17 protein-coding genes are annotated in these 18,146 nt (G+C 64.3%); 7 read left to right on the forward strand and 10 right to left on the reverse strand.

Translation table 11 applies throughout. The annotated features are described in order from the left end of the window. Positions 1–25: 25 nt before the first annotated feature. Positions 26–745: a response regulator transcription factor gene (locus C0V76_RS02950; protein WP_101940844.1), complete on the forward strand. Its 720-nt coding sequence runs from the start codon at positions 26–28 to the stop codon at positions 743–745. A gap of 82 nt (positions 746–827) precedes the next feature. On the opposite strand, the gene C0V76_RS02955 is transcribed toward C0V76_RS02950, so the two are convergent. The 4 genes from C0V76_RS02955 to C0V76_RS02970 form a co-directional block, all read right to left on the reverse strand. After that, a complete protein-coding gene (locus tag C0V76_RS02955) occupies positions 828–2,009 on the reverse strand; it encodes an NnrS family protein (RefSeq protein WP_101940845.1) in 1,182 nt (393 codons plus the stop codon). A 159-nt stretch (positions 2,010–2,168) separates the two neighbouring features. Next, positions 2,169–2,474: a high-potential iron-sulfur protein gene (locus tag C0V76_RS02960; protein ID WP_101940846.1), complete on the reverse strand. Its 306-nt coding sequence runs from the start codon at positions 2,472–2,474 to the stop codon at positions 2,169–2,171. A gap of 63 nt (positions 2,475–2,537) precedes the next feature. Next, positions 2,538–4,121, reverse strand: coding sequence for an FAD-dependent oxidoreductase (locus tag C0V76_RS02965; RefSeq protein ID WP_101940847.1), 1,584 nt, complete (start codon positions 4,119–4,121; stop codon positions 2,538–2,540). A gap of 17 nt (positions 4,122–4,138) precedes the next feature. Continuing rightward, entirely contained in the window at positions 4,139–5,650 is a 1,512-nt protein-coding gene (locus tag C0V76_RS02970; RefSeq protein ID WP_101940848.1) for a polyamine aminopropyltransferase, read from the reverse strand. 82 nt (positions 5,651–5,732) lie between these two features. On the opposite strand from C0V76_RS02970, the gene C0V76_RS02975 reads away from it, so the two are divergent. The 4 genes from C0V76_RS02975 to C0V76_RS02990 all read left to right on the forward strand — a co-directional run bounded on the left by C0V76_RS02975 (position 5,733) and on the right by C0V76_RS02990 (position 9,200). Continuing rightward, positions 5,733–6,125 (forward strand): DUF350 domain-containing protein, encoded by a 393-nt coding sequence (locus C0V76_RS02975; RefSeq protein ID WP_216821632.1) that lies wholly within the window; start codon positions 5,733–5,735, stop codon positions 6,123–6,125. Between the two features lie 52 nt (positions 6,126–6,177). Beyond that, entirely contained in the window at positions 6,178–6,672 is a 495-nt protein-coding gene (locus C0V76_RS02980; protein ID WP_101940850.1) for a GNAT family N-acetyltransferase, read from the forward strand. 31 nt (positions 6,673–6,703) lie between these two features. Continuing rightward, positions 6,704–7,711: an SPFH domain-containing protein gene (locus tag C0V76_RS02985; RefSeq protein ID WP_101940851.1), complete on the forward strand. Its 1,008-nt coding sequence runs from the start codon at positions 6,704–6,706 to the stop codon at positions 7,709–7,711. 139 nt (positions 7,712–7,850) lie between these two features. Continuing rightward, on the forward strand, positions 7,851–9,200 hold the full coding sequence (locus C0V76_RS02990) for a KAP family NTPase (RefSeq protein WP_101940852.1): 1,350 nt from the start codon (positions 7,851–7,853) through the stop codon (positions 9,198–9,200). 167 nt (positions 9,201–9,367) lie between these two features. Here C0V76_RS02990 and cowN read toward each other — a convergent pair whose 3' ends face one another. After that, a complete protein-coding gene (gene cowN / locus C0V76_RS02995; RefSeq protein WP_101940853.1) occupies positions 9,368–9,694 on the reverse strand; it encodes a N(2)-fixation sustaining protein CowN in 327 nt (108 codons plus the stop codon). Positions 9,695–9,759: 65 nt separating this feature from the next. After that, complete coding sequence (locus tag C0V76_RS03000; RefSeq protein ID WP_101940854.1) at positions 9,760–10,440, reverse strand: Crp/Fnr family transcriptional regulator; 681 nt, start codon at positions 10,438–10,440, stop codon at positions 9,760–9,762. A 213-nt stretch (positions 10,441–10,653) separates the two neighbouring features. Here C0V76_RS03000 and dksA point away from each other — a divergent pair, with 213 nt between their 5' ends. Then, positions 10,654–11,076, forward strand: a complete 423-nt coding sequence (gene dksA, locus C0V76_RS03005) for an RNA polymerase-binding protein DksA (RefSeq protein ID WP_216821633.1) — start codon at positions 10,654–10,656, stop codon at positions 11,074–11,076. 94 nt (positions 11,077–11,170) lie between these two features. On the opposite strand, the gene C0V76_RS03010 is transcribed toward dksA, so the two are convergent. The 3 genes from C0V76_RS03010 to C0V76_RS03020 all read right to left on the reverse strand — a co-directional run bounded on the left by C0V76_RS03010 (position 11,171) and on the right by C0V76_RS03020 (position 16,045). Then, a complete protein-coding gene (locus C0V76_RS03010) occupies positions 11,171–12,100 on the reverse strand; it encodes an ABC transporter substrate-binding protein (protein WP_143707332.1) in 930 nt (309 codons plus the stop codon). Positions 12,101–12,149: 49 nt separating this feature from the next. Then, the gene (locus tag C0V76_RS03015) at positions 12,150–13,835 is read right to left on the reverse strand and encodes a sensor histidine kinase (RefSeq protein WP_101940856.1); all 1,686 of its coding nucleotides are present in this window, start codon (positions 13,833–13,835) and stop codon (positions 12,150–12,152) included. A gap of 206 nt (positions 13,836–14,041) precedes the next feature. Then, complete coding sequence (locus C0V76_RS03020; protein ID WP_158239123.1) at positions 14,042–16,045, reverse strand: bacteriohemerythrin; 2,004 nt, start codon at positions 16,043–16,045, stop codon at positions 14,042–14,044. A 191-nt stretch (positions 16,046–16,236) separates the two neighbouring features. Here C0V76_RS03020 and C0V76_RS03025 point away from each other — a divergent pair, with 191 nt between their 5' ends. Further along, positions 16,237–17,577, forward strand: coding sequence for a U32 family peptidase (locus tag C0V76_RS03025; protein ID WP_101940858.1), 1,341 nt, complete (start codon positions 16,237–16,239; stop codon positions 17,575–17,577). Positions 17,578–17,608: 31 nt separating this feature from the next. On the opposite strand, the gene arfB is transcribed toward C0V76_RS03025, so the two are convergent. Beyond that, positions 17,609–18,016: an alternative ribosome rescue aminoacyl-tRNA hydrolase ArfB gene (gene arfB / locus C0V76_RS03030; RefSeq protein WP_101940859.1), complete on the reverse strand. Its 408-nt coding sequence runs from the start codon at positions 18,014–18,016 to the stop codon at positions 17,609–17,611. Positions 18,017–18,146: the final 130 nt, after the last annotated feature.

Genomic DNA, 18,146 nt, shown 5'->3' on the forward strand with positions numbered 1-18,146 from the left:
CAAAATTTCACGTCTGGAGCACGCCATGCGCATCGTCGTATTGGAAGACAACCTTACTCAATCCACCCTGGTTGCCTCGCTGTTGCGCGGTGCCGGCCATGACGTGCATGAATTTGCGCTGACCCGCGAACTGCAGCGCTTCTGTAGCCGCGAAAGCGTGGACCTCTACCTGCTCGACTGGATGATGCCGGACATCTCCGGTGAGGAATTCCTGCGCTGGCTGCGCGAAGAACGCCATGACAACACCCCTGCGATCTTCATCACCGCCCGTGACACCGAGGATGACATCGTGACCGGCCTGTCTGCCGGGGCGGATGACTTCATGGTCAAGCCGATCAGCCAGCGCGTGCTGATGTCGCGCATCGAAGCTGTGCTGCGGCGGAGCAAACCGCGAGTGGCCGGTGAAGTGCTGGAGCTCTCGCCCTACACCATCGATACCGCCCAGAAGCGGATCCGCCTGCAGGGGGTGGAAGTCGAGCTCACCGAAAAGGAGTTCGATCTGGCCCTGTTCCTGTTCCGCAATCTTGGCCGCCTGCTCTCGCGCGGCCATCTGCTCGAAGCCGTGTGGGGGCGCAATCCGGATCTGGCGACCCGCACGGTGGATACCCATGTCTCACGCGTGCGCGGCAAGCTGCAACTGCGCCCCGAGAATGGCTACCGCCTGGTGCCGACCTACAACTTCGGCTATCGCCTTGAGCGCGTTGAAGCCGGCGAGATCGAGGCAACACCGCAGGTCGCTGCCTGAATACCCGTCGCAGCGGTTTCAGCCGCGCGCCGTACCTCCTGCCGGGCCCTGGTGGCTGAAGCCGAGCCAGAGCCTGATGACTTCAGCCCTCCTGCCCGTCCACCCGCGGATGCCACAGCATCGGCGCGTACTTCCACAGATACAGTGCGAAACATGCCGCCCACAGGGTGGCCGACAGATGCAGGCCCGGCATGTAAGCGGCCGGCCACAGCAGCGCCGGCAACACGCGTGCCAGCAGGGCCAGCTGGAGCAGCACGTAGCAGCTGGTTTCGAGGCGGCCGGCCTTGAGCAGGCGGCCGGTATGGCCCAGCGCGGTGCGCGTGATCATGCCCAGGATCAGGCCAGCGATCAGGCCTACGGTCAGCACGTGTACTGCGGCCGTAAGCTGGCCGGCAGCCAGCAGCAGCAAGGCTACGATCAGCCAGCCATGCGCCAGATGCAGACTCCACAGCAGCGGCACGCGCAAGGTCGGGCCCGGGCGCCAGCCCCAGCAACGCACCGCCTGGGCCAAGGCGGCGATGAGCGCCAGCGGCGTCAGCACCGCGGCCGGGGCGGATACGGCCCAGGCCAGCAGGCTGGCGACGGTGGCAGTAATCGCGATGCGGTCCGCCCAGGCATGCTTCCAGGGCACCGTCTTGAGCGCATTGGCGGTGAAGCTCGGCACGATGCGCCCGGCGATCACGGTGCACAGCGTGGCGATCAGGGCAATCGCCAGATGCAGGCCGAGCAGGGGCGAAACTGCCAGCCAGCCGTGTGCACCGGCGTGGCTGAGGGCATTGGCGAGGGTCAGCGCGGCGAGGATCAGCAAGGCAAAGTAATTGCGCCGGCTGCCGGCGCGGATCAGTACGCGCGCCAGGGCGATGCCCGCCAATGGCAGGAAGGCCAGATCGATCACGGCGGCGGCCATCGGGGGCGCCAGCAGCAGGGCGATGCGCCCGGCCAGCCACAAGCCGGCCAGGGCGCCCAGCGGCCAGCCGGTGGGCGTGGCCAGACCGGTCCAGTTCTTGCCGGCGGTAAACAGGAAGCCCACGATCACCGCGCAGGCGAAGCCGAACACCATCTCGTGGCCGTGCCACAGCAGCACTGGCAGGGCCGGATTGAGGCCACCCACGCCGGCCAGCTGCAGCACCCACAGCGGTACGAAGAGTACGGCGAGGATCGCCGCGAGCAGGTAGAAGGGGCGAAAGCCCAGCGCAAAAACGGCACAGCCGCGCGGCGGGGCGGCGGGCTTGCGGCGGGGTTCGGTGAGGGGGATGACGGCCATGGCGGCTCCGGTTTCTTCTGGGGATGCTGGCATTGTCGGCAAGCGTGCCGCCAGTCTGCCTTATCGCGCGTCAAGTAGCCGGAATGAGGACCGGACTGGAGGGGCGGAAATGCAAACGGCCCGCATGTGGCGGGCCGTTCAGTCCGGAGCAGAAGAGGATCAGGCCTTCTTGATCCAGGCCGAGCACCAGCCCTTGGCCGAAACCAGCTTGTTGCCCAGCGCGACACAGGAGCCTTCGTTGGCATTGGCAGACTTGTAGAAATTACAGTTGGCACAGGTGTTGGTCTTGGCCCAGGTCTTGAACTTGGCGGCATCGACCTTGCTGCCATCAGCCTTGTAGCCCAGCGCCTTGGCGGTGGGATCGTCTTCGGTGACCTTGGCCTGGGCGGCAGCTTCACGCGAGGCCAAGAGGCCCAGGGCAACAGCGGGGGCGGCGAACAGGATGGAACGGCGGCGGCTATCCATGTGGAACTCTCCTAGGGGAAAAAGAAAACAGCCCTCAAAGCATCGTGGCTACTCTTTGCTGCGTCAAGTCAGAATTTTGTGCGCGGCCTGCTCGCCCCACCAAGCCGCTTCTTCGAAGACTGACAGACCCGAGAGATCGGCATGCGCAAACAGGATGCGCTGGTCCGCCGCGCGCAGGGCCGCTATGCCAGGGCGCTGCAGGAAGCCCGGCGCCGGAATGGCCATGGCATGGCCGCGCAGCGTGAGCTCCACCTGCTGGATGCGCCGCTCGAAGTCGCGCCCGTAAGTTGCGCGCAGATCACGCCCGGCGAGCTCCAGCAATTCGTCCTGCGGCGCGTTCTGCAGCCACAGCCGGCCCGTGGCGGGCGGCAGAGCGTGGTAGGCGCTGAACACGGTCTGTGCCGGGCGGGCAGCGCGAATCCACTGGTGCGTGGCCACCACCCAGCCCAGGGTGTCGCCACCGTAACGCAGGTTGTCCCAGGCCAGCGGATGATCTTCGCTGACCTCGCGCGGAAAACCGTCGAGCAGGAAATTGCTGACCAGCCAGGACGCGCTCTGCGGCAGATCGCGTGCCTTGTCGAAGCCGAACTCGGCCAGATCCAGCACACGCGCCGCCACATGCAGCGGCATCGCCAGCACTACGCGCTTGGCACGCAGGCGGAAGGCTTCCGCCCCGTTCAGGCACAGCACCTCGACACCCGCCCCGTGCGGCGTCACACGCAGGGCCATGCCCGGCAGCAGGCGCTCGGCGCCAATGGCGGCGCCCATCTGGCGGGTCAGGGTGGCGAGGCCGTCCGGCCAGGTCAGCACCGCGCCGTCCTCGCCGTTGGCGGCATGGCCACCCCGGCTGGCGAAGTAGTGGATGCCAGCCCAGGCCGACACCTGTTCAATGCCCGCGCCATAGTCGTCGCGGCAGCAGTAGTTCACGTACCAGCGCAGCGGCTCGGCGGTAAAACCCTCGCGCGTGAGCCAGCTGGCGAATGTTTCCTTGGCCAGTGCGCGCCAGGCCGGGTCTTGTGAGGATAGGGCCAGCGGCATCACGAAGGCGCGGCGCCCATCCGCTCCGCGCGCCTCGCGCAGGGCCTGCATGCGTGCCGTGAAGTGCGCGATCTGCGCCAGCGCTTCGGCGCTCAGGCCATGCTGTGGCAATAAACCTTCCTGCCACGCTCCGTGGATGAACAGGCGCTCCTCCGGCGCATGCACCAGCACGTTTTCATCGAACTCGGGGCGGGCGGAAGACGGATTGCCACGCAGCACGCCGAAGGCCGCCAGCAATTCGCGCACATGCGTGGATTCGAGCGAGGGCAGCGGCAGGTAATGCGCGCCACGCGGACAGGGGATGCCGCCGAGTGTGCTGCCGGCGGCATTGCCCTGCGGCTCCGGGCCGGCCAGCACGCAGAAATTGCGATAACCCTGCTGTGCCAGGCGCCAGCCCGCGAACAGCCCGGCCACGCCGCTGCCGAGGATCGCCACCTCCACCTCGCGTTCGCGCGCCGGATCGGGCGCTGGCAAGCCATCTCGCAAGGCGTGGCCGGCGGCCATGCCGGGGCGCAGCACCGTCACCGGCGGCCCTTGCCAGGGCAGGCGCAGCTCGCAGCCGGTGAGGCTGGCGGCTGCGGCGAGTTTCAGGAAGTGGCGGCGCTGCATGGCTCGGGCTCCGGCGATCAGCGGATCACCCGCCGCCAGTCTTCCTCGAAGTAGCGCACCAGTGCCTGGTTGTTGAGGTGATTGGCCTCCACGACCGGGCGCGGGATGTCGGCCGGGAAGCGGAACATGCTCGCCGTCTGCTCCGCGTCCAGCCAGCGCAGCGGCACGCTGTAGGCCGTGGGCGGCTGATAGCGACCGTGGCGGTCGGCGAGCACGAAGCCCCACACGCCGAAGGACGGCACATGGGCCTGATACGGATAGGTGTGGAAGCCGGCTTCGTCCAGCGTGGTCACCACACACCAGAAGGCGTGCGGCGCGAAATACGGCGAGGTGGATTGCACCACCAGCAGGCCCCTGTCGCTCAGGTGTCGGCTGACCAGGCGGTAGAAAGGCTCGGAATAGAGCTTGCCGAGGCCGTAGCTGGAGGGGTCCGGCAGGTCGATGATGATGGCATCAAAGTTGCCGGGCGCGCTTTCCAGCCACTGGCCGGCATCGGCATTGATCACCTGCACGCGCGGATTGGTTAGCGAATTCTGGTTCAGCGCGGTGAGCGTAGCTGAGGTGGAGAACAGCTTGGTCATGGCTGGATCGAGGTCGACCAGGGTGATCGCTTCCAGCCCCGGATACTTGAGCAGCTCGCGCACTGCGAGGCCATCACCGCCGCCCAGTACCAGCACGCGCCGGGCGCCGGGCAGGGCGCCCAGTGCCGGATGCACCAGCGCCTCGTGGTAACGGTGTTCGTCGCGGCTGGAGAACTGCAGGTTGCCGTTGATGTAGAGGCGCAGGTCGTCCTTCCATTGCGTCACGATCAGGCGCTGGTAGGGCGTGGTTTGGGCATGCACGATCTGGTCGCCGTAGATGCCGCGCTCGCTCCAGCGCGTCACGGCTTCCGCTGCCACGAAGCCGGCGATCAGCGCCAGCAGCACGATGCTGGCGCGCAGGCGCAGCGCCGTGGCCTGGCGCAACTCGGCGCGGAAGGCCTGTGCCGCCACCAGCGCCACGCCGGCATTGGCGATGCCGAAGAGAAAAGCGGTGCGCGCTAGCCCCAGTTGCGGCGCCAGCACGATCGGGAAGAGCAGGGAAACGACCAGTGCGCCCATGTAATCAAAGGTCAGCACCCGGCTCACGATCTCGGCGAACTCCGCCTTGCGTGCATTCAGCACCCGCATCACCAGCGGGATCTCCATGCCCACCAGCACGCCCAGCGCGAAGACCAGCGCATAGAGCACCACGCGGAAGGGCGCGGCCACCCAGGCGAAGATCACGAACAGCAGGGTGGCCGACACGCCGCCGATCAGGCCCACCAGCAGCTCGATATCGATGAAGCGCGCGAGCAGGTCTTCATCCTTGATGTATTTCGACAGATGCGAGCCCACGCCCATCGCAAACAGATAGGTGCCGATGATCGACGAGAACTGCAGCACCGAATCGCCCAGCAGATAGCTCGCCAGCGCGGCGGCGACCAGTTCGTAGGCAAGGCCGCAGGAGGCAACGATGAAGACCGACAGGATCAGCAGGCGATGGGGCATCGGGATGGCGGGGAACGCAGTTTTGGTGGCAATATCCGGCTGGAATTATGCGGGAAACCAGACCCCCGCCGGAGAAATGCACATGTTCATCCAGGCCCTCGGCAACTATGTGTTGCATCTCTTCACCGGCTTCGCGCTGGTGGGCGCTTTCGTGTGGGTCTATCTGCGTCTCACGCCTTACTGCGAAATCAGCCTGATCCGCAAAGGCTGTGTAGCCCCGGCGCTGTCCTTCGGCGGCACCCTGATCGGCTTCTCGCTCACCGTGGCTTCCGGCCTGCTGCACCTGCCGGACTACCTGCTGTTCCTCGCCTGGTCCGCTGCCGCTATGCTGATCCAGCTCGTCGCCTTCCTGCTGCTGCAGCGCGCCCTACCCGAAATGAAGCGCGCGCTCGAAGACAACAACGTCGCGATGGGCGCCCTGATCGGCGCGGTGGCGCTGTCCATCGGCCTCATCAGCGGCGCCTGTTTGTCCTAGCCGTCGAAAAAAATGGTTCTGGCTGCGTTGCGCCTCCTTGGCGTCCGTTGAAATGAGCCCGCTGATCCTGCGTCCCCTCGCCGACCACGACCTCGACGCCCTGCTGGGCCTCTACGCCGAGCTGCACCCGGCCGACGCGCCGCTGCCCACGCGCCATGACGTCGAAGCCATCTGGCAGCAGATGCGCGCGGCCACCGGCCTGCAGCTGCTGGGCGGTTTCGTGGATGAGGCGCTGGTCGTGAGCTGCACGCTCGCCATCACGCCCAACCTCACGCGTGGCGGGCGGCCCTATGCGCTGATCGAAAACGTCGTTACCACCGCCAGTCAGCGCCGCAAGGGCTACGCCAAAGCCCTGCTTGAACACGCCAAGGTGTTGGCCTGGCAGGCTCGTTGCTACAAGGTGATGCTGATGACCAGCCGGCAGGATGCCGCCACCCGGGCCTTCTATGAATCCGCCGGTTTCGATGCGCACACCAAACAGGCGTACTACGCTGCGGCACCCGCGCAGCACGACTTGAATCCGTCACGCCCGCCCGCGCGGGAATGACGACCCGAAACGCGACTCACAGGAGAACACCATGGGCCTCACCGATTTCATCAAGAAGCAGTTCATCGACGTCCTGCAATGGAACGAAGACGGCGACGGCGTGCTCGCCTGGCGCTACCCGATGCAGGATTTCGAAATCCAGTACGGCGCCGCGCTCACCGTGCGCGAATCGCAGATGGCTGTGTTCGTGAATGAAGGCAAGATCGCCGACGTGTTCGGCCCCGGCCTCTACAAGCTCACCACCCAGACCCTGCCGGTGCTCACCTACCTGCAGAACTGGGACAAGCTCTTCGAATCCCCCTTCAAGAGCGATGTCTACTTCTTCTCCACGCGCCTGCAGATCGGCCGCAAGTGGGGCACCCAGCAGCCGGTCACGATCCGCGACAAGGATTTCGGCATGGTGCGCCTGCGCGCCTTCGGCATCTACTCCTACAAGCTCGCCGATCCGAAAAAGTTCTTCACCGAGCTTTCCGGTACGCGCGAGATTTATACGGTGGAAGACGTCGAGCAGCAACTGCGCAACCTCGTCGTCGCCAACATGACCGGCCTGTTCGGATCGAGCGAACTACCCTTCCTCGACATGGCCGCCAACCAGATGCTGCTCTCCGACAAGCTCAAGGAAAGCATGCTGCCGGTGTTCGACCAATACGGCCTCGCGCTGGACAACTTCGCCGTCGAAAACGTCTCCCTGCCTGAAGAGCTCCAGAAGGCCATCGATACCCGCATCTCGATGGGCATGATGGGCGACATGAGCAAGTTCACCCAGTACCAGATGGCCAACGCCATCCCGCTCGCCGCGCAGAACGAAGGCGGCCTCGCCGGCATGGGCGCCGGAGTCGGCGTGGGCCTCGGCATGGGCCAGATGATGGCGGGCACCATGGCCCAGACCATGGCTGGCGTGGCTCAACCTGCCGCTGCCGCGCCTGAAGACCCCACGGCCAAGCTCGCCAAGCTCAAGGCCATGCTCGACCAGAACCTGATCACGCAGGCGGATTACGATTCGGCGAAGGCGGAAGTGCTGAAGAAGCTGATGGAGTGAGGGCTTGGTAGGGTGTGCAAGCCTCAGGCTTGCGCACCGTTTAACGCCTTGGTCGCGTACGCCTATCTGATACGTGACTTTGAATAAGGTGGCCTGCTTCCTGATAGTGGTAACAATCAACGGAAAAGGAATTTAGTGCATGGCCGACCAGAGTTCCCCTCTGACTTTCGACAATCGTGACGATTTTCAGCGCCGCCCGATTGCAGAAAAGGTGATCCGCTTGCTGACCTCTGAAGCAGACGTTTCGCCGTTGGTAATTGATGGCGGCTGGGGGACGGGGAAGAGTGAGTTCTGTCAGAAGCTCATCCATCTCGCTAACGAAACGGAAGCCTCATTTCGAGCTGTTTATGTTGATGCTTTTCGGGCCGATCACGCTGACCAACCTTTGATGACATTGTTCGCGGCGATTCTGAGCCTGATGCCGGAAGCAGATCGCCCCAGCTTGATTCAGAAGGCCCTGCCGGTGGTGCGTTTTGGAATAAAGACGGCACTAAAGGCCGGAGTGTCCTGGGTCCTCAAGCAGGATGCCGCTGATATTGCCGATGATTTTGATAAAGACCTGAAGGCGGCAGGTGACGAGGCTATTAACCAGTCCGTGCAAGCTTTGCTGGCAGATCACGTTAAGGCCGAAGAAAGCCTGCGGACGCTTAAAAGTGCATTGGAAGAGCTGGCTTCAGAAAAGCCAATCGTTTTGTTTGTCGACGAGCTAGATCGATGCCGGCCTGACTTCGCGGTGTCCATGCTGGAAAACATCAAGCACGTTTTCGATGTACGCGGCGTGCAGTTTGTTTTAGTAACCAATACAGCTCAACTGAAAGCCTCTATCAATCACTGTTATGGTGGTGCGGTTGATGCGCAGCGTTATCTGGAAAAGTTTTTACGTTTTACCTTCAAGCTTTCACCTGACTCCAATAGGAGTGATCGTCGGATATCGCTTGCATCGCAGCACCACTTCGACGACTTACTTGATAAATCAAAGCTTCCGAAAGAAGTTCCCCGGAGTTCATGGCGCGATGGACTTGCTGCAAAACTCATCTCGTCTAACGACCTGTCTCTGCGAGATGTCGAGTCGCTTGTTCGGCATTTGAACATCTATCAGTCATTGACAGAAGGTCGCGGCTTTCCCGATGACTTGATTATTGGCTATCGTTATCTTCGATTTTTAGGTGTATTTTTATTTTGCTTTAGGCCTGACTTGGCCTATTCAGTGACTCAGGGGCGAATTACAGGTTCAGAGATTACAAAAGTTATCGGGTCTCCAATGTTTTACCAGAACATAAAATCCCCTTCCGCCTCTGACTTACTAGCAGCCATGATAGGTTTTAATTCTTCGGAGCTATTTTTCGATTTCAACGAGAACGATAAAAAAGAGTGGGATGAGCGCATCGAAAGCATATTTAACATCGTGACCTACTGGGATAGACACAAACCAACAGACGTCGTAGCCGATGTGATCAGGGCATTAATGCTTGTCGATGTTCGAAGCTAAACCCGACCGCGTACGGAGGACTCGTAGGGTGCGGTGAACACCGCACCGCATGCGTTGATCGGAGTGGCGGAGTTGGCACTCCGCCCTACGCCAGCTACGCCAGCGAGTAGCCCGGATTCCGCGCCGCGCAGGATTTGCCCTGCAAGCTGACCCGCTCCGTTTCTGCCTCAGCAGCATTCCTGTTCGATGCGGTCGAGCAGGGCGAGGGCTTCGGGGTCGGCCTTGTCTTCGAAGAGTTCGCGGATCTGGTTCAGATTGCTGTGGACCAGGAACAGGTCGTCCGGGCGCGGGCCGCTGCCGCCTTCGGCTTTCTTCTTGAAATACTCCCAGAAGGCGTTGCTGTGCGCGGGGTCGTCGATGTAGCGCCGGATATGGCGCATCAGTTCGGCGGCTTTGGCGTCGCAATCGAGGCCGACAAAGCTGACATAGCGTTCGGGCTTGGTTTCCTTCTTGCCGGTTTCGGCAGCGGGAGGGTTCTGGCAGGGGCAGCTCATGGTGATCACAGGCAGGAGATGAGGAAGGCCTCATCCTAGCCAGCCGCGCGCTGCGGCATTGTCGGCTAGCCGACAGTTCCGCCGCTGCGCTCTTCCTCCCCTTCCTGCCAGCGCAGCAGGGCCTCGGGTTGCAGCACGATGAACTGGCGGCGGGCCGGCCGGGTGAGGATGGCTTCGCGTTCGAGGCGCTTGAACAGGCTGGACACGGTTTGGCGCGTGCAGCCCAGCAGCAGGGCGATTTCGCCGGCCGAGAGGTCCAGCCCGAAGCGCATCCCGGGGGCGGTGGCGACGCCTTGCTGGCGGGCCGAGACGAGCAGGAAGCGTGCGAGGCGGCCGGCCACATCGCGGAAGGCAAGGTCTTCGATGAGGGCGATGCTGTTGTCGAGAATGCGCCCCAGCACCGGCATCACCAGGGCCAGCATGCCCGGCTGATGGGCCATGCTGCGGGCAAAGTCGGCGGTGGGCATGGAGAGTACGCAGCAGGCGCTATCGCAGCGCAGATAGGCGCGGGTGTGGGTGCTGAAGAGTTCGCCGGCGCTGAGGTAGGCGAGGGTTAGCTCCTTGTCTTCGCTGGCCACGAAGACGCGGATGCGGCCTTCGCGCAGCAGCAGGATGCGGTCCTTCGGCGAGCCGGGCGTGCTGAGCAGGTAGCCCGGTGGCAACTGCTGGCTGCTGAAGCGTGCCAGCAGTTCCGGTGGCAGGCCGGGGCGGGCAGGGGCAGCTGACCTGGGTGGAGGCGCGGACATGGGGGCGAGAAGCGGGCTGGAACAAGGCTTTCAGCCTCGCAAGGAATATGCCTTGCGGTCGCCGCCATCCGCACAAACCCCTGTTGTGCCCGCACCACGCCGCCAGCAGGGCGCAGATTGGCGGCGAAAAACAAGCGGGACTTTGCTGCAGCGGGCGTGTAGGGTGTCGCGAAGCGCGGGGCATCCGTTCCGCGCTGCAACCCGGAAACCTCCATGAATCCTGCCAGCCCCCAGATGACCGAAGCGCAATTGCTTGCCGCACCGGCGGATGAATACATGTCGCCGGCCCAGCTGGCCTTTTTTCGCGCCCGCCTGGTGGCTGAACGTGATTTGTTGTTGAGCTCGGCGCATGAAACCACCGAGCACCTGCAGGATTTCGTGGCGACGCCTGACCCGGCTGACCGCGCTTCGCAGGAAGAAGATCACACCCTGGAGCTGCGCGTGCGCGACCGCGAACGCAAGATGCTGCACAAGATCGATGAGGCCATCGAGCGGATCGACAAGGGTGAATACGGCTGGTGTGAGGAGAGTGGCGAGCCGATTGGCATACCGCGTCTGCTGGCCCGCCCGACCGCGACTTACAGCGTGGAGGCGCAGGAGCGTCACGAAATCCGCCGCAAGATGAAGGGCGGCTGAGCTTCAGCTCACAGCCTCTGAGGAGGCCGGGCCGCAGCCCGGCGTGTGGCTGAAATCGCACCGGCGCTTGGCGCCGGAATGCGCCCTGGCACCCCTATTTTCCGGGCCGTCTGGCGGCGGCTGGTTTGGCGCACAGGCCGGACTTTGGATCCCAGGGGTTGAACCAGACTTCCTTGCGCTGCAAGGGGGTGCCCGGTGTGAGCAATGGGTTCTCGATGCGGAATACGCGGCGCTGGCAGAAGTTGGTGCGCCGGATCATTTCCTCGTGGTATTCGATCAGCATTCTCTGGAGGCTGCCGTCGGCCACCATCATTTCCATGCCTTCCCGCAGGCGCTGATGCAGGCGCGGTGTTTTCGGCGAGACGAAGATGTAGGTGGGCAGCGGGAACTCGATGAGCATGCTGTTCTCGATCGCCAGATCTGGATTGTCGGCGCTGCGCGCATCGAATTCGACGAAGACTTCGTTCATGCCACGTGGGAAGTAGTCGAAACGCCCGGCCATCAGCATCTTCAGCAGTGGGTCGAAGCTTTCGCCGGTAACCAGGTTGAAGCCGTTGGCTTCCATGATCTTGCGCGAGGACCAGGCAGCGCCTACGCCTACCGGCAGGGCCTTGAGGTCGGCCAGCTTGCGCACGGCGGCGATGCGTGCCTGGGCATTACGGTGGGTGAGCGAGATGCGGTAGTTGGAGAGGCCCATGTCCACCGGAATCCAGATCGGCAGCAACTGCTCTTCCCAGCTGGGCTGGCTGGCGATCACGGTGGTGTTGAATTGTTCGCCGCTGAGCATTTCGAGGAGCATGCGTTCGCGGGCGAGAGTGCCGCCGATCCACTCGATGCGGTAAGGGCCGTATTTGTGACGGGTGCGGCGCATGGCTTCGGCCAGGACCCGATCGGTATATTCGAGGCGCTGCCCAACGCCCATGGTGGGGCGATTGCGGATCAGCACATCCTCGGCCTGTGCGGGCTGGCTGCCCAGCAGCAGGCTCAGGCCGAGCCCGCAGATCAGTGTTTTCATGCTTCGCATGGCGGCCTCCTGAGCGTGCTTTTTGTCCAGCATAGATCCGTGTCTGCCCTCAGCAATCTGATGTCTGGCTGAGGGGCGGGAGCGCCTCGCTGCGTGTCGGGGCGTCGCCGGTGGGGGCGTGCAGGGGAAGCTCCAGCACAAACTCGGCCCCCTGCTCGGGCTGGCTGTTGACGCTGATCCGCCCGCCGAGCATGCCGGTGACGATGTTGTAGACGATGGCGAGACCGAGGCCGGAGCCCCCCCGCCCGAGGCGGGTGGTGAAGAAGGGGTCGAAGATGTGTTCGCGCACCGTGGCGCTCATGCCAACGCCGTCGTCACGCACGCTGATCCGCACCATGCCGTCGTCGACCAGCGCGGCGCTAAGCCAGATGTTGCCGCTGCTGCGGCCATCGAAGCCGTGCACCAGGGCGTTCAGTTCCAGATTGCTGATGACCTGGCCGAGCGGGCCGGGGTAGCTGTCGAAGATCAGGTCTGGCGGGATGGCAACATGCACCGTATAGGCGCTGCGCTTGAAGTTCGGGCTCAGGGTTAGCTGCAGTTCGGCCATGAAAACGGCCAGATCGAAGCGTCGGCGCTGCTCGCTGGTCTGGTCCACGGCGACCTGGCGGAACTTGTCGACCATTTCCACGGCGCGATTCACGTTGCGTTCGGCGATGTGCAGGCCTTCGCCGAGCGTGGCGAGAAACTCGTCGAGCTGGCTGCGGCGCAGCGCCGCCTGCCCCACAGCCCGGCTGAGGCTGCGATGGTGATCGAGCAGGGTGCTGACCATGGTCAGGCTGGAGCCAAGCGGGGTGTTCAGCTCGTGGGCGATACCGGCCACCATGCGCCCCAGCGAGGCGAGGCGGTCGGCTTCGATCAGCTCGCTCTGGGCGCGCGACAGATTGTTGATCACTTCGGACAGGTGAAGGTTGCTCTCTTCCAGCTCGCGGGTGCGTTCGGCCACGCGCAGCTCCAGTCCGCCGGCGTGTTCGCGCAAGGCCTGCTGGCTGGCGGTGAGTTCGGAGAAAGCGCGGGCTAGCGCGACCCGGGTGGCTTCCATGCTCTGGGCGAGCTGGCCCAGCTCGTCGCTGCGTTGCAGGTGGATCGGTTCGTCCAGTGCCTGGCGGGCGAGGCGGCCGGAGGCGCGCTTGAGATATTCGATTGGGCGCACCAGACGCCACTGGAGGACGATGAAAGCCAGCAGTAGCGAGCTGGCCAGGCTGAGAGCAGTGCGCAGCAGAATGCCGCGCTGGGCCGCTTCAGCACGCTGGCTGGCCTGCAGGGTGGAGAGGGAAAGCTCGAGGCTGCCGACCGGGCGGCCCTGATAGAGTACTTCGCGCTTGAGGCTGATGACCGCTTCGCCGACCTCGAGTGGGCGCTGGTGCTCGAAGAAGGGTTTGCTGCCGCGCGAATCCTGGACTCGCATGAGCTTGACGCGCGGATCGCGGAAGATGGCCTGGATGATCGGCTCGCCCAGCTCCGGATAGATCTGCCAAAGGGCTTCGCGCAGGCTCTCAGCCCCCAGCTCGGTGAGTTGCTGCAGATCGGTCTGCAACTGCAGCATGTTTTCTTTCTCGATGGCCTTGGCTTCTTGCAGCGCCACCAGCCAGCCGGGCACGGCGAGGCCGAAAGCCACCGCCAGCATGATCAGCATGCGCAGGCCGAAGAGGCGCTCGAGCCAGCCGGCGCGGCCGGGCGCTGCGCCGGGGGGCGCCTGTTCTGTGGAGGGCTGGAAAGGGGGTGAGGCGTTTGTCATCCACGTAGGCGTAGCGGTCCGGAAGCGGGGGAAGCCCGCTCGTGCAGCTTAGTGTCATCTGCGGGGGGCAGCCATTCAGGTTTCCCGTAGGTGGCCTTCCTCGCAAGACCCGTGTGAGCCTTGATCGCAGCCCTTTCGCAGGGATGGGCCGAGGCCGGAATGGGCCCGGCTTGAGGGCTGGCTGGGTGGGTCTTGCAAGCCTGCTCTCATTCCGGTGGGAGCGCTTCGCGCAGGCAATCGCGGCCGGCTTCCTTGGCGGCGTAGAGCGCGATATCCGCCGCGCGCAGGAGTTCTTCGGCGGTCGAGCCATGTTTGAAAGCTTCGGCGAGGCCGGCGGAGAAGCGCACCGGTGGAAGGGTGGCGTGGGCCAGATGGATCGGGGTTTCACGGACCGAGCGCGCGACCACTTCCATGCGCTCACGGGCTTCTTCGAGGCTGGCGCCGGGCATTACGACGACGAACTCCTCGCCGCCGAAACGACAGGCCAGATCGGAGCTGCGCAGATGGCCGCGCAAGGTGATGGCGAGCTGGGCCAGCACCGCATCGCCGGCTTCGTGGCCCCAACTGTCATTGACCTGCTTGAAGTGGTCCAGATCGAGCATCACCACGGCCAGCTTGCGGTGCTCCCGGGCGGCGCGGGCGAGTTCGCGCGGCAGGGCTTCATCCAGGTAGCGGCGATTGAGCAGGCCGGTGAGCGGATCGCGCGTGGCCTGCTCATGCAGGGCTTCACGCAGGCGTACGTTGGAGAGGGCGAGCTTGAGGGTTTCGGCCACCATGCTGGCGAGATGATTGATGCGCGCCCATTCGGTTTCGCTGCATTCGGCGGGGGCATGCATGCTGAGCAGGCCGAGGGTGTCGCCGAGTACGCGTAGCGGCAGACACAGGGTGGCGCCCGGAGGGCTGCCTTCGAAATGCTTGCACAGTGGGCCTTCGTCGGCGAGGCGTACGGCGTGACGCTGACCACGGCGCATGCCCCAGCAACTGGTGCATGCAAAGTGGGCGGCAATGTGACCGCCATCGCCCCAGCGCGCTACGGTGCGCAGTTCGCTGTTGCCGGCATCCAGCACGGACAGTGCGCCGCCGCTACCGATCTTGAGGCGGGCCAGCACGTGTTCGACCACTTCAAAGGCTTCGCTCGAGTTCAGGCAGCTCTGCAGGCTTTCGTTGAGTTCGTTGAGACGGGTGAGATCCGCCGCATGGCGCTCCAGCGCGCCGAGTGAGAGGGTGAGCTGCTGATTGGTGTCGCGCAGCTGTTGCTGGGCCGCCCGCTCTTCGGTGATGTCGCGCACGATGCCCACCAGGCGCAGTGCTTCGCCGGGCTCGCCGCGTACGCATTCAGCGGTATTGGCCAGCCAGTGCACCGAGCCATCCGGCCACACCACGCGGTGCTCCAGTTCGTAGAGGCTGGTGCCGCTGCGTACGGCTTCGAGGTGGCTGCTGATGCGCTCACGGTCATCCGGATGTACGCAGGCCATGAAGGCTTCGTAGCGATTGCTGAGATCGCGCAGGCGGAAACCGAAGAGCGGCTCAACTTCATCGGACCAGTTCATCTCCAGCTGGTCGAGGTCCAGCTCCCAGCTGCCGATGCGTGCGGCGCGCTGGGCCATGGCATAGCGCGCCTCCGAGATGCGCAGACGCTGATAGGCCTCGGTCAGTTCGCTGCTGCGCCGGGTGAGGTTGTCGTTCAGATCGTTGAGTGCGTCGAGCACGATCACGAGCGACTCGGTCTGGCCCGCGATCGAGAGCTGGTGGGCGGTTTCGGCGGATTCGCCACGCTGGCGGGCGAGCACTTCCTGAGCCATGCGCATGTCGGTGCCGAGCACATGGAAGATCAGCCACTTGGTGAGGAAGGGCAGCAGCCGGCCAATCGCCACGCCGGCCTGCAAGCCGGCCGTTTCGGCCACTTCGCGGACGATGCGGACTTGCTCGCGCAGCGATTCATGGGCGTGGATGTGCGCCGCAGTGGCTTCCGGCTCCAGCGCGTATTTCGCCATGAGGTCTTCCTCGGTGCGGAAGTGGTAGCCGGTGTAATCCTGCAGCTCGTCGAGCAGGCCCAGCAGGCGGGTCGGGTCCGAGCGGCCGGCTGAGATACGTGCGAGTTCGTTGATGAGCTGGACGAGACGGGCATGTTGCTGGTCAACCTCGTGCAGCCCGGTTTCGAAGCGGGCAGACCAGCTGAAGATGTCCTTCATTTCGGTGACATCACCCACGGTGCAGATCTCCTTGCAGGGGATGGTGAAGGCATCCCCATGAAAATCAACGGTTTGTTGTGGGAAAGCTTTAATTTTGATCGCCGTGAGGGCATTGCCGGAGGCGCGGGTGCGGGCTATCGACTCCCGAATCTCCCCGCCCGACTCCCTATAATGGCGCACCCCCGCAGAAACCCCGGAAAACCAGAAAAATGTCCTCCACTTTGCTCCGTCGCCCCGAGCTGCTGGCCCCGGCCGGCTCATTGGCCATGCTCGATACCGCCCTGGCCTATGGTGCCAATGCGATCTATGCCGGCCAGCCACGCTATTCGCTGCGCGTGCGCAACAATGATTTCGGTGACCTGGCGGTATTGAAGTCCGGCATCGACCGGGTACATGCGGCCGGCGGCCAGTTCTACCTCGTCTCCAACATCTACCCGCACGGCGCCAAGCTCAAGACCTATCTCCGCGACATGGCACCGGTGATCGCGCTCAAACCGGATGCGCTGATCATGTCCGACCCCGGCCTGATGATGATGGTGCGTGAAGAGTGGCCGGAGCAGGCGATCCACCTCTCGGTGCAATCCAACACGGTGAACGCGGCGGCGGTGAAGTTCTGGGCGCGGAATGGTGTCTCCCGCGTGATCCTGTCGCGCGAGCTGTCGCTCGACGAGGTGGCCGACATTCGCCAGGCCTGCCCGGACACCGAGCTCGAAGTCTTCGTGCATGGCGCCTTGTGCATCGCCTATTCGGGGCGCTGCCTGCTCTCGGGCTACTTCAACCACCGCGATCCGAACCAGGGCAGCTGTACCAATTCCTGCCGCTGGGATTTCAAGGTGCATCAGGGGCGTGCCGACGCCAGTGGTGACGTGTTCCTGATCGAGGAGCGCGAGCGCCGTTCCGGCAGCTACAACGTGATCGAAGAGGATGAGCACGGCACCTACATCCTGAACTCAAAAGATTTGCGCGCGATCGAGCATGTGCAGCGGCTGGTGGAGATCGGCGTCGATTCGCTGAAGATCGAGGGCCGCACCAAGAGCCCGTATTACGTGGCCCGCGTGGCCCAGGCCTATCGCGCTGCGATTGATGCCGCGGTGGCGGGGCAGCCACTTGACCCGGCCCTGATCGACTCGCTCGACGGGCTGGCCAACCGGGGTTATACCGGCGGCTTTTTCGACCGCCACCAGGAGGCTTCGGCCTATCAGAACTATGCGCGCGGCAGTTCGGAATCCTCACGCAGCCTGTATGTGGGAGACGTGGTGCAGTACGACGCGGCACGCGGCTTGGCCGAAGTGGTGGTGAAAAACCGCTTCGCCGTGGGGGACCGGCTGGAGCTGGTGCAGGCACAAGGCAACCGCGTGCTGGAACTCGAGCGCATGGAGCAGGCCGATGGCAGCGCCACGCCGATCGCGCCTGGCAGCGGCCACCGGGTGTGGATCCCCTTGCCGGCAGACAGCGTGGGCGCCTTCCTGACCCGCTTTGTGAATAACGAGATCCCGGCGGCATCGCTTGACGAGGGCTGCGGCTCGGGGGCGTGTGAGGGCTGCGCCTGAGCGGACGCGGCGGCGCGGCGCCGGCGCACGTTCAGCTCTCGACCTTGCCCCGTCCGGCCTTCACTGAGGCGCGGCGGGCCTTGCCCTCCAGTCGCCGCTTGATTGAGCCGCACGTGGGGCGGGTCGGCCGGCGAGTTTTGTGGGTGATGGCCGCGCTGGCAATGATCTCCTGCAGGCGGCGCAGCGCGTCTTCGCGGTTCTGCTCCAGGCTGCGGAACTGTTGCGCCTTGATGATCAGCACGCCCTCCTTGCTGATGCGCTGATCGCCCCGTTGCAGCAGGCGCTCACGCAGCCATTCCGGCAGGGAGGAGGCGGCGATGTCAAAGCGCAGATGCACCGCAGTCGAAACCTTGTTCACGTTCTGCCCGCCTGCGCCCTGGGCGCGGATGGCTGTGAATTCGACTTCTTCGGGACGCAGGTAATCCGGGGGAGCGGGCATGCGGATAGCTTCTCGGGCCGGGGATGGAGCCCAAGCATACGTCTGCGGGCACAGTCTGCAAGGCCAATGCGCTGATCCGGCCGGGCCTTGAGTCTGCTGCGAGGCGTGCGCGCTGTGGGCTAAGATCTGC

It is taken from the genome of Uliginosibacterium sp. TH139 (genome assembly GCF_002855595.1).
In the GTDB taxonomy this organism is placed as follows: Bacteria; Pseudomonadota; Gammaproteobacteria; order Burkholderiales; family Rhodocyclaceae; genus Uliginosibacterium; species Uliginosibacterium aquaticum.

Excerpts from the sequence above, each read along its gene's own strand:
- C0V76_RS02990 (WP_101940852.1), top strand. The coding sequence starts at position 7,851 with ATGGCCGACCAGAGTTCCCCTCTGACTTTCGACAATCGTGACGATTTT.
- C0V76_RS02980 (WP_101940850.1), top strand. The coding sequence starts at position 6,178 with ATGAGCCCGCTGATCCTGCGTCCCCTCGCCGACCACGACCTCGACGCC.
- C0V76_RS02960 (WP_101940846.1), bottom strand. The coding sequence starts at position 2,474 with ATGGATAGCCGCCGCCGTTCCATCCTGTTCGCCGCCCCCGCTGTTGCC.
- C0V76_RS02985 (WP_101940851.1), top strand. The coding sequence starts at position 6,704 with ATGGGCCTCACCGATTTCATCAAGAAGCAGTTCATCGACGTCCTGCAA.
- C0V76_RS02970 (WP_101940848.1), bottom strand. The coding sequence starts at position 5,650 with ATGCCCCATCGCCTGCTGATCCTGTCGGTCTTCATCGTTGCCTCCTGC.
- C0V76_RS02965 (WP_101940847.1), bottom strand. The coding sequence starts at position 4,121 with ATGCAGCGCCGCCACTTCCTGAAACTCGCCGCAGCCGCCAGCCTCACC.
- C0V76_RS03000 (WP_101940854.1), bottom strand. The coding sequence starts at position 10,440 with ATGTCCGCGCCTCCACCCAGGTCAGCTGCCCCTGCCCGCCCCGGCCTG.
- cowN (WP_101940853.1), bottom strand. The coding sequence starts at position 9,694 with ATGAGCTGCCCCTGCCAGAACCCTCCCGCTGCCGAAACCGGCAAGAAG.
- C0V76_RS02975 (WP_216821632.1), top strand. The coding sequence starts at position 5,733 with ATGTTCATCCAGGCCCTCGGCAACTATGTGTTGCATCTCTTCACCGGC.
- C0V76_RS03025 (WP_101940858.1), top strand. The coding sequence starts at position 16,237 with ATGTCCTCCACTTTGCTCCGTCGCCCCGAGCTGCTGGCCCCGGCCGGC.
- C0V76_RS02950 (WP_101940844.1), top strand. The coding sequence starts at position 26 with ATGCGCATCGTCGTATTGGAAGACAACCTTACTCAATCCACCCTGGTT.
- dksA (WP_216821633.1), top strand. The coding sequence starts at position 10,654 with ATGAATCCTGCCAGCCCCCAGATGACCGAAGCGCAATTGCTTGCCGCA.
- C0V76_RS03015 (WP_101940856.1), bottom strand. The coding sequence starts at position 13,835 with ATGACAAACGCCTCACCCCCTTTCCAGCCCTCCACAGAACAGGCGCCC.
- C0V76_RS02955 (WP_101940845.1), bottom strand. The coding sequence starts at position 2,009 with ATGGCCGTCATCCCCCTCACCGAACCCCGCCGCAAGCCCGCCGCCCCG.
- C0V76_RS03010 (WP_143707332.1), bottom strand. The coding sequence starts at position 12,100 with ATGCGAAGCATGAAAACACTGATCTGCGGGCTCGGCCTGAGCCTGCTG.
- arfB (WP_101940859.1), bottom strand. The coding sequence starts at position 18,016 with ATGCCCGCTCCCCCGGATTACCTGCGTCCCGAAGAAGTCGAATTCACA.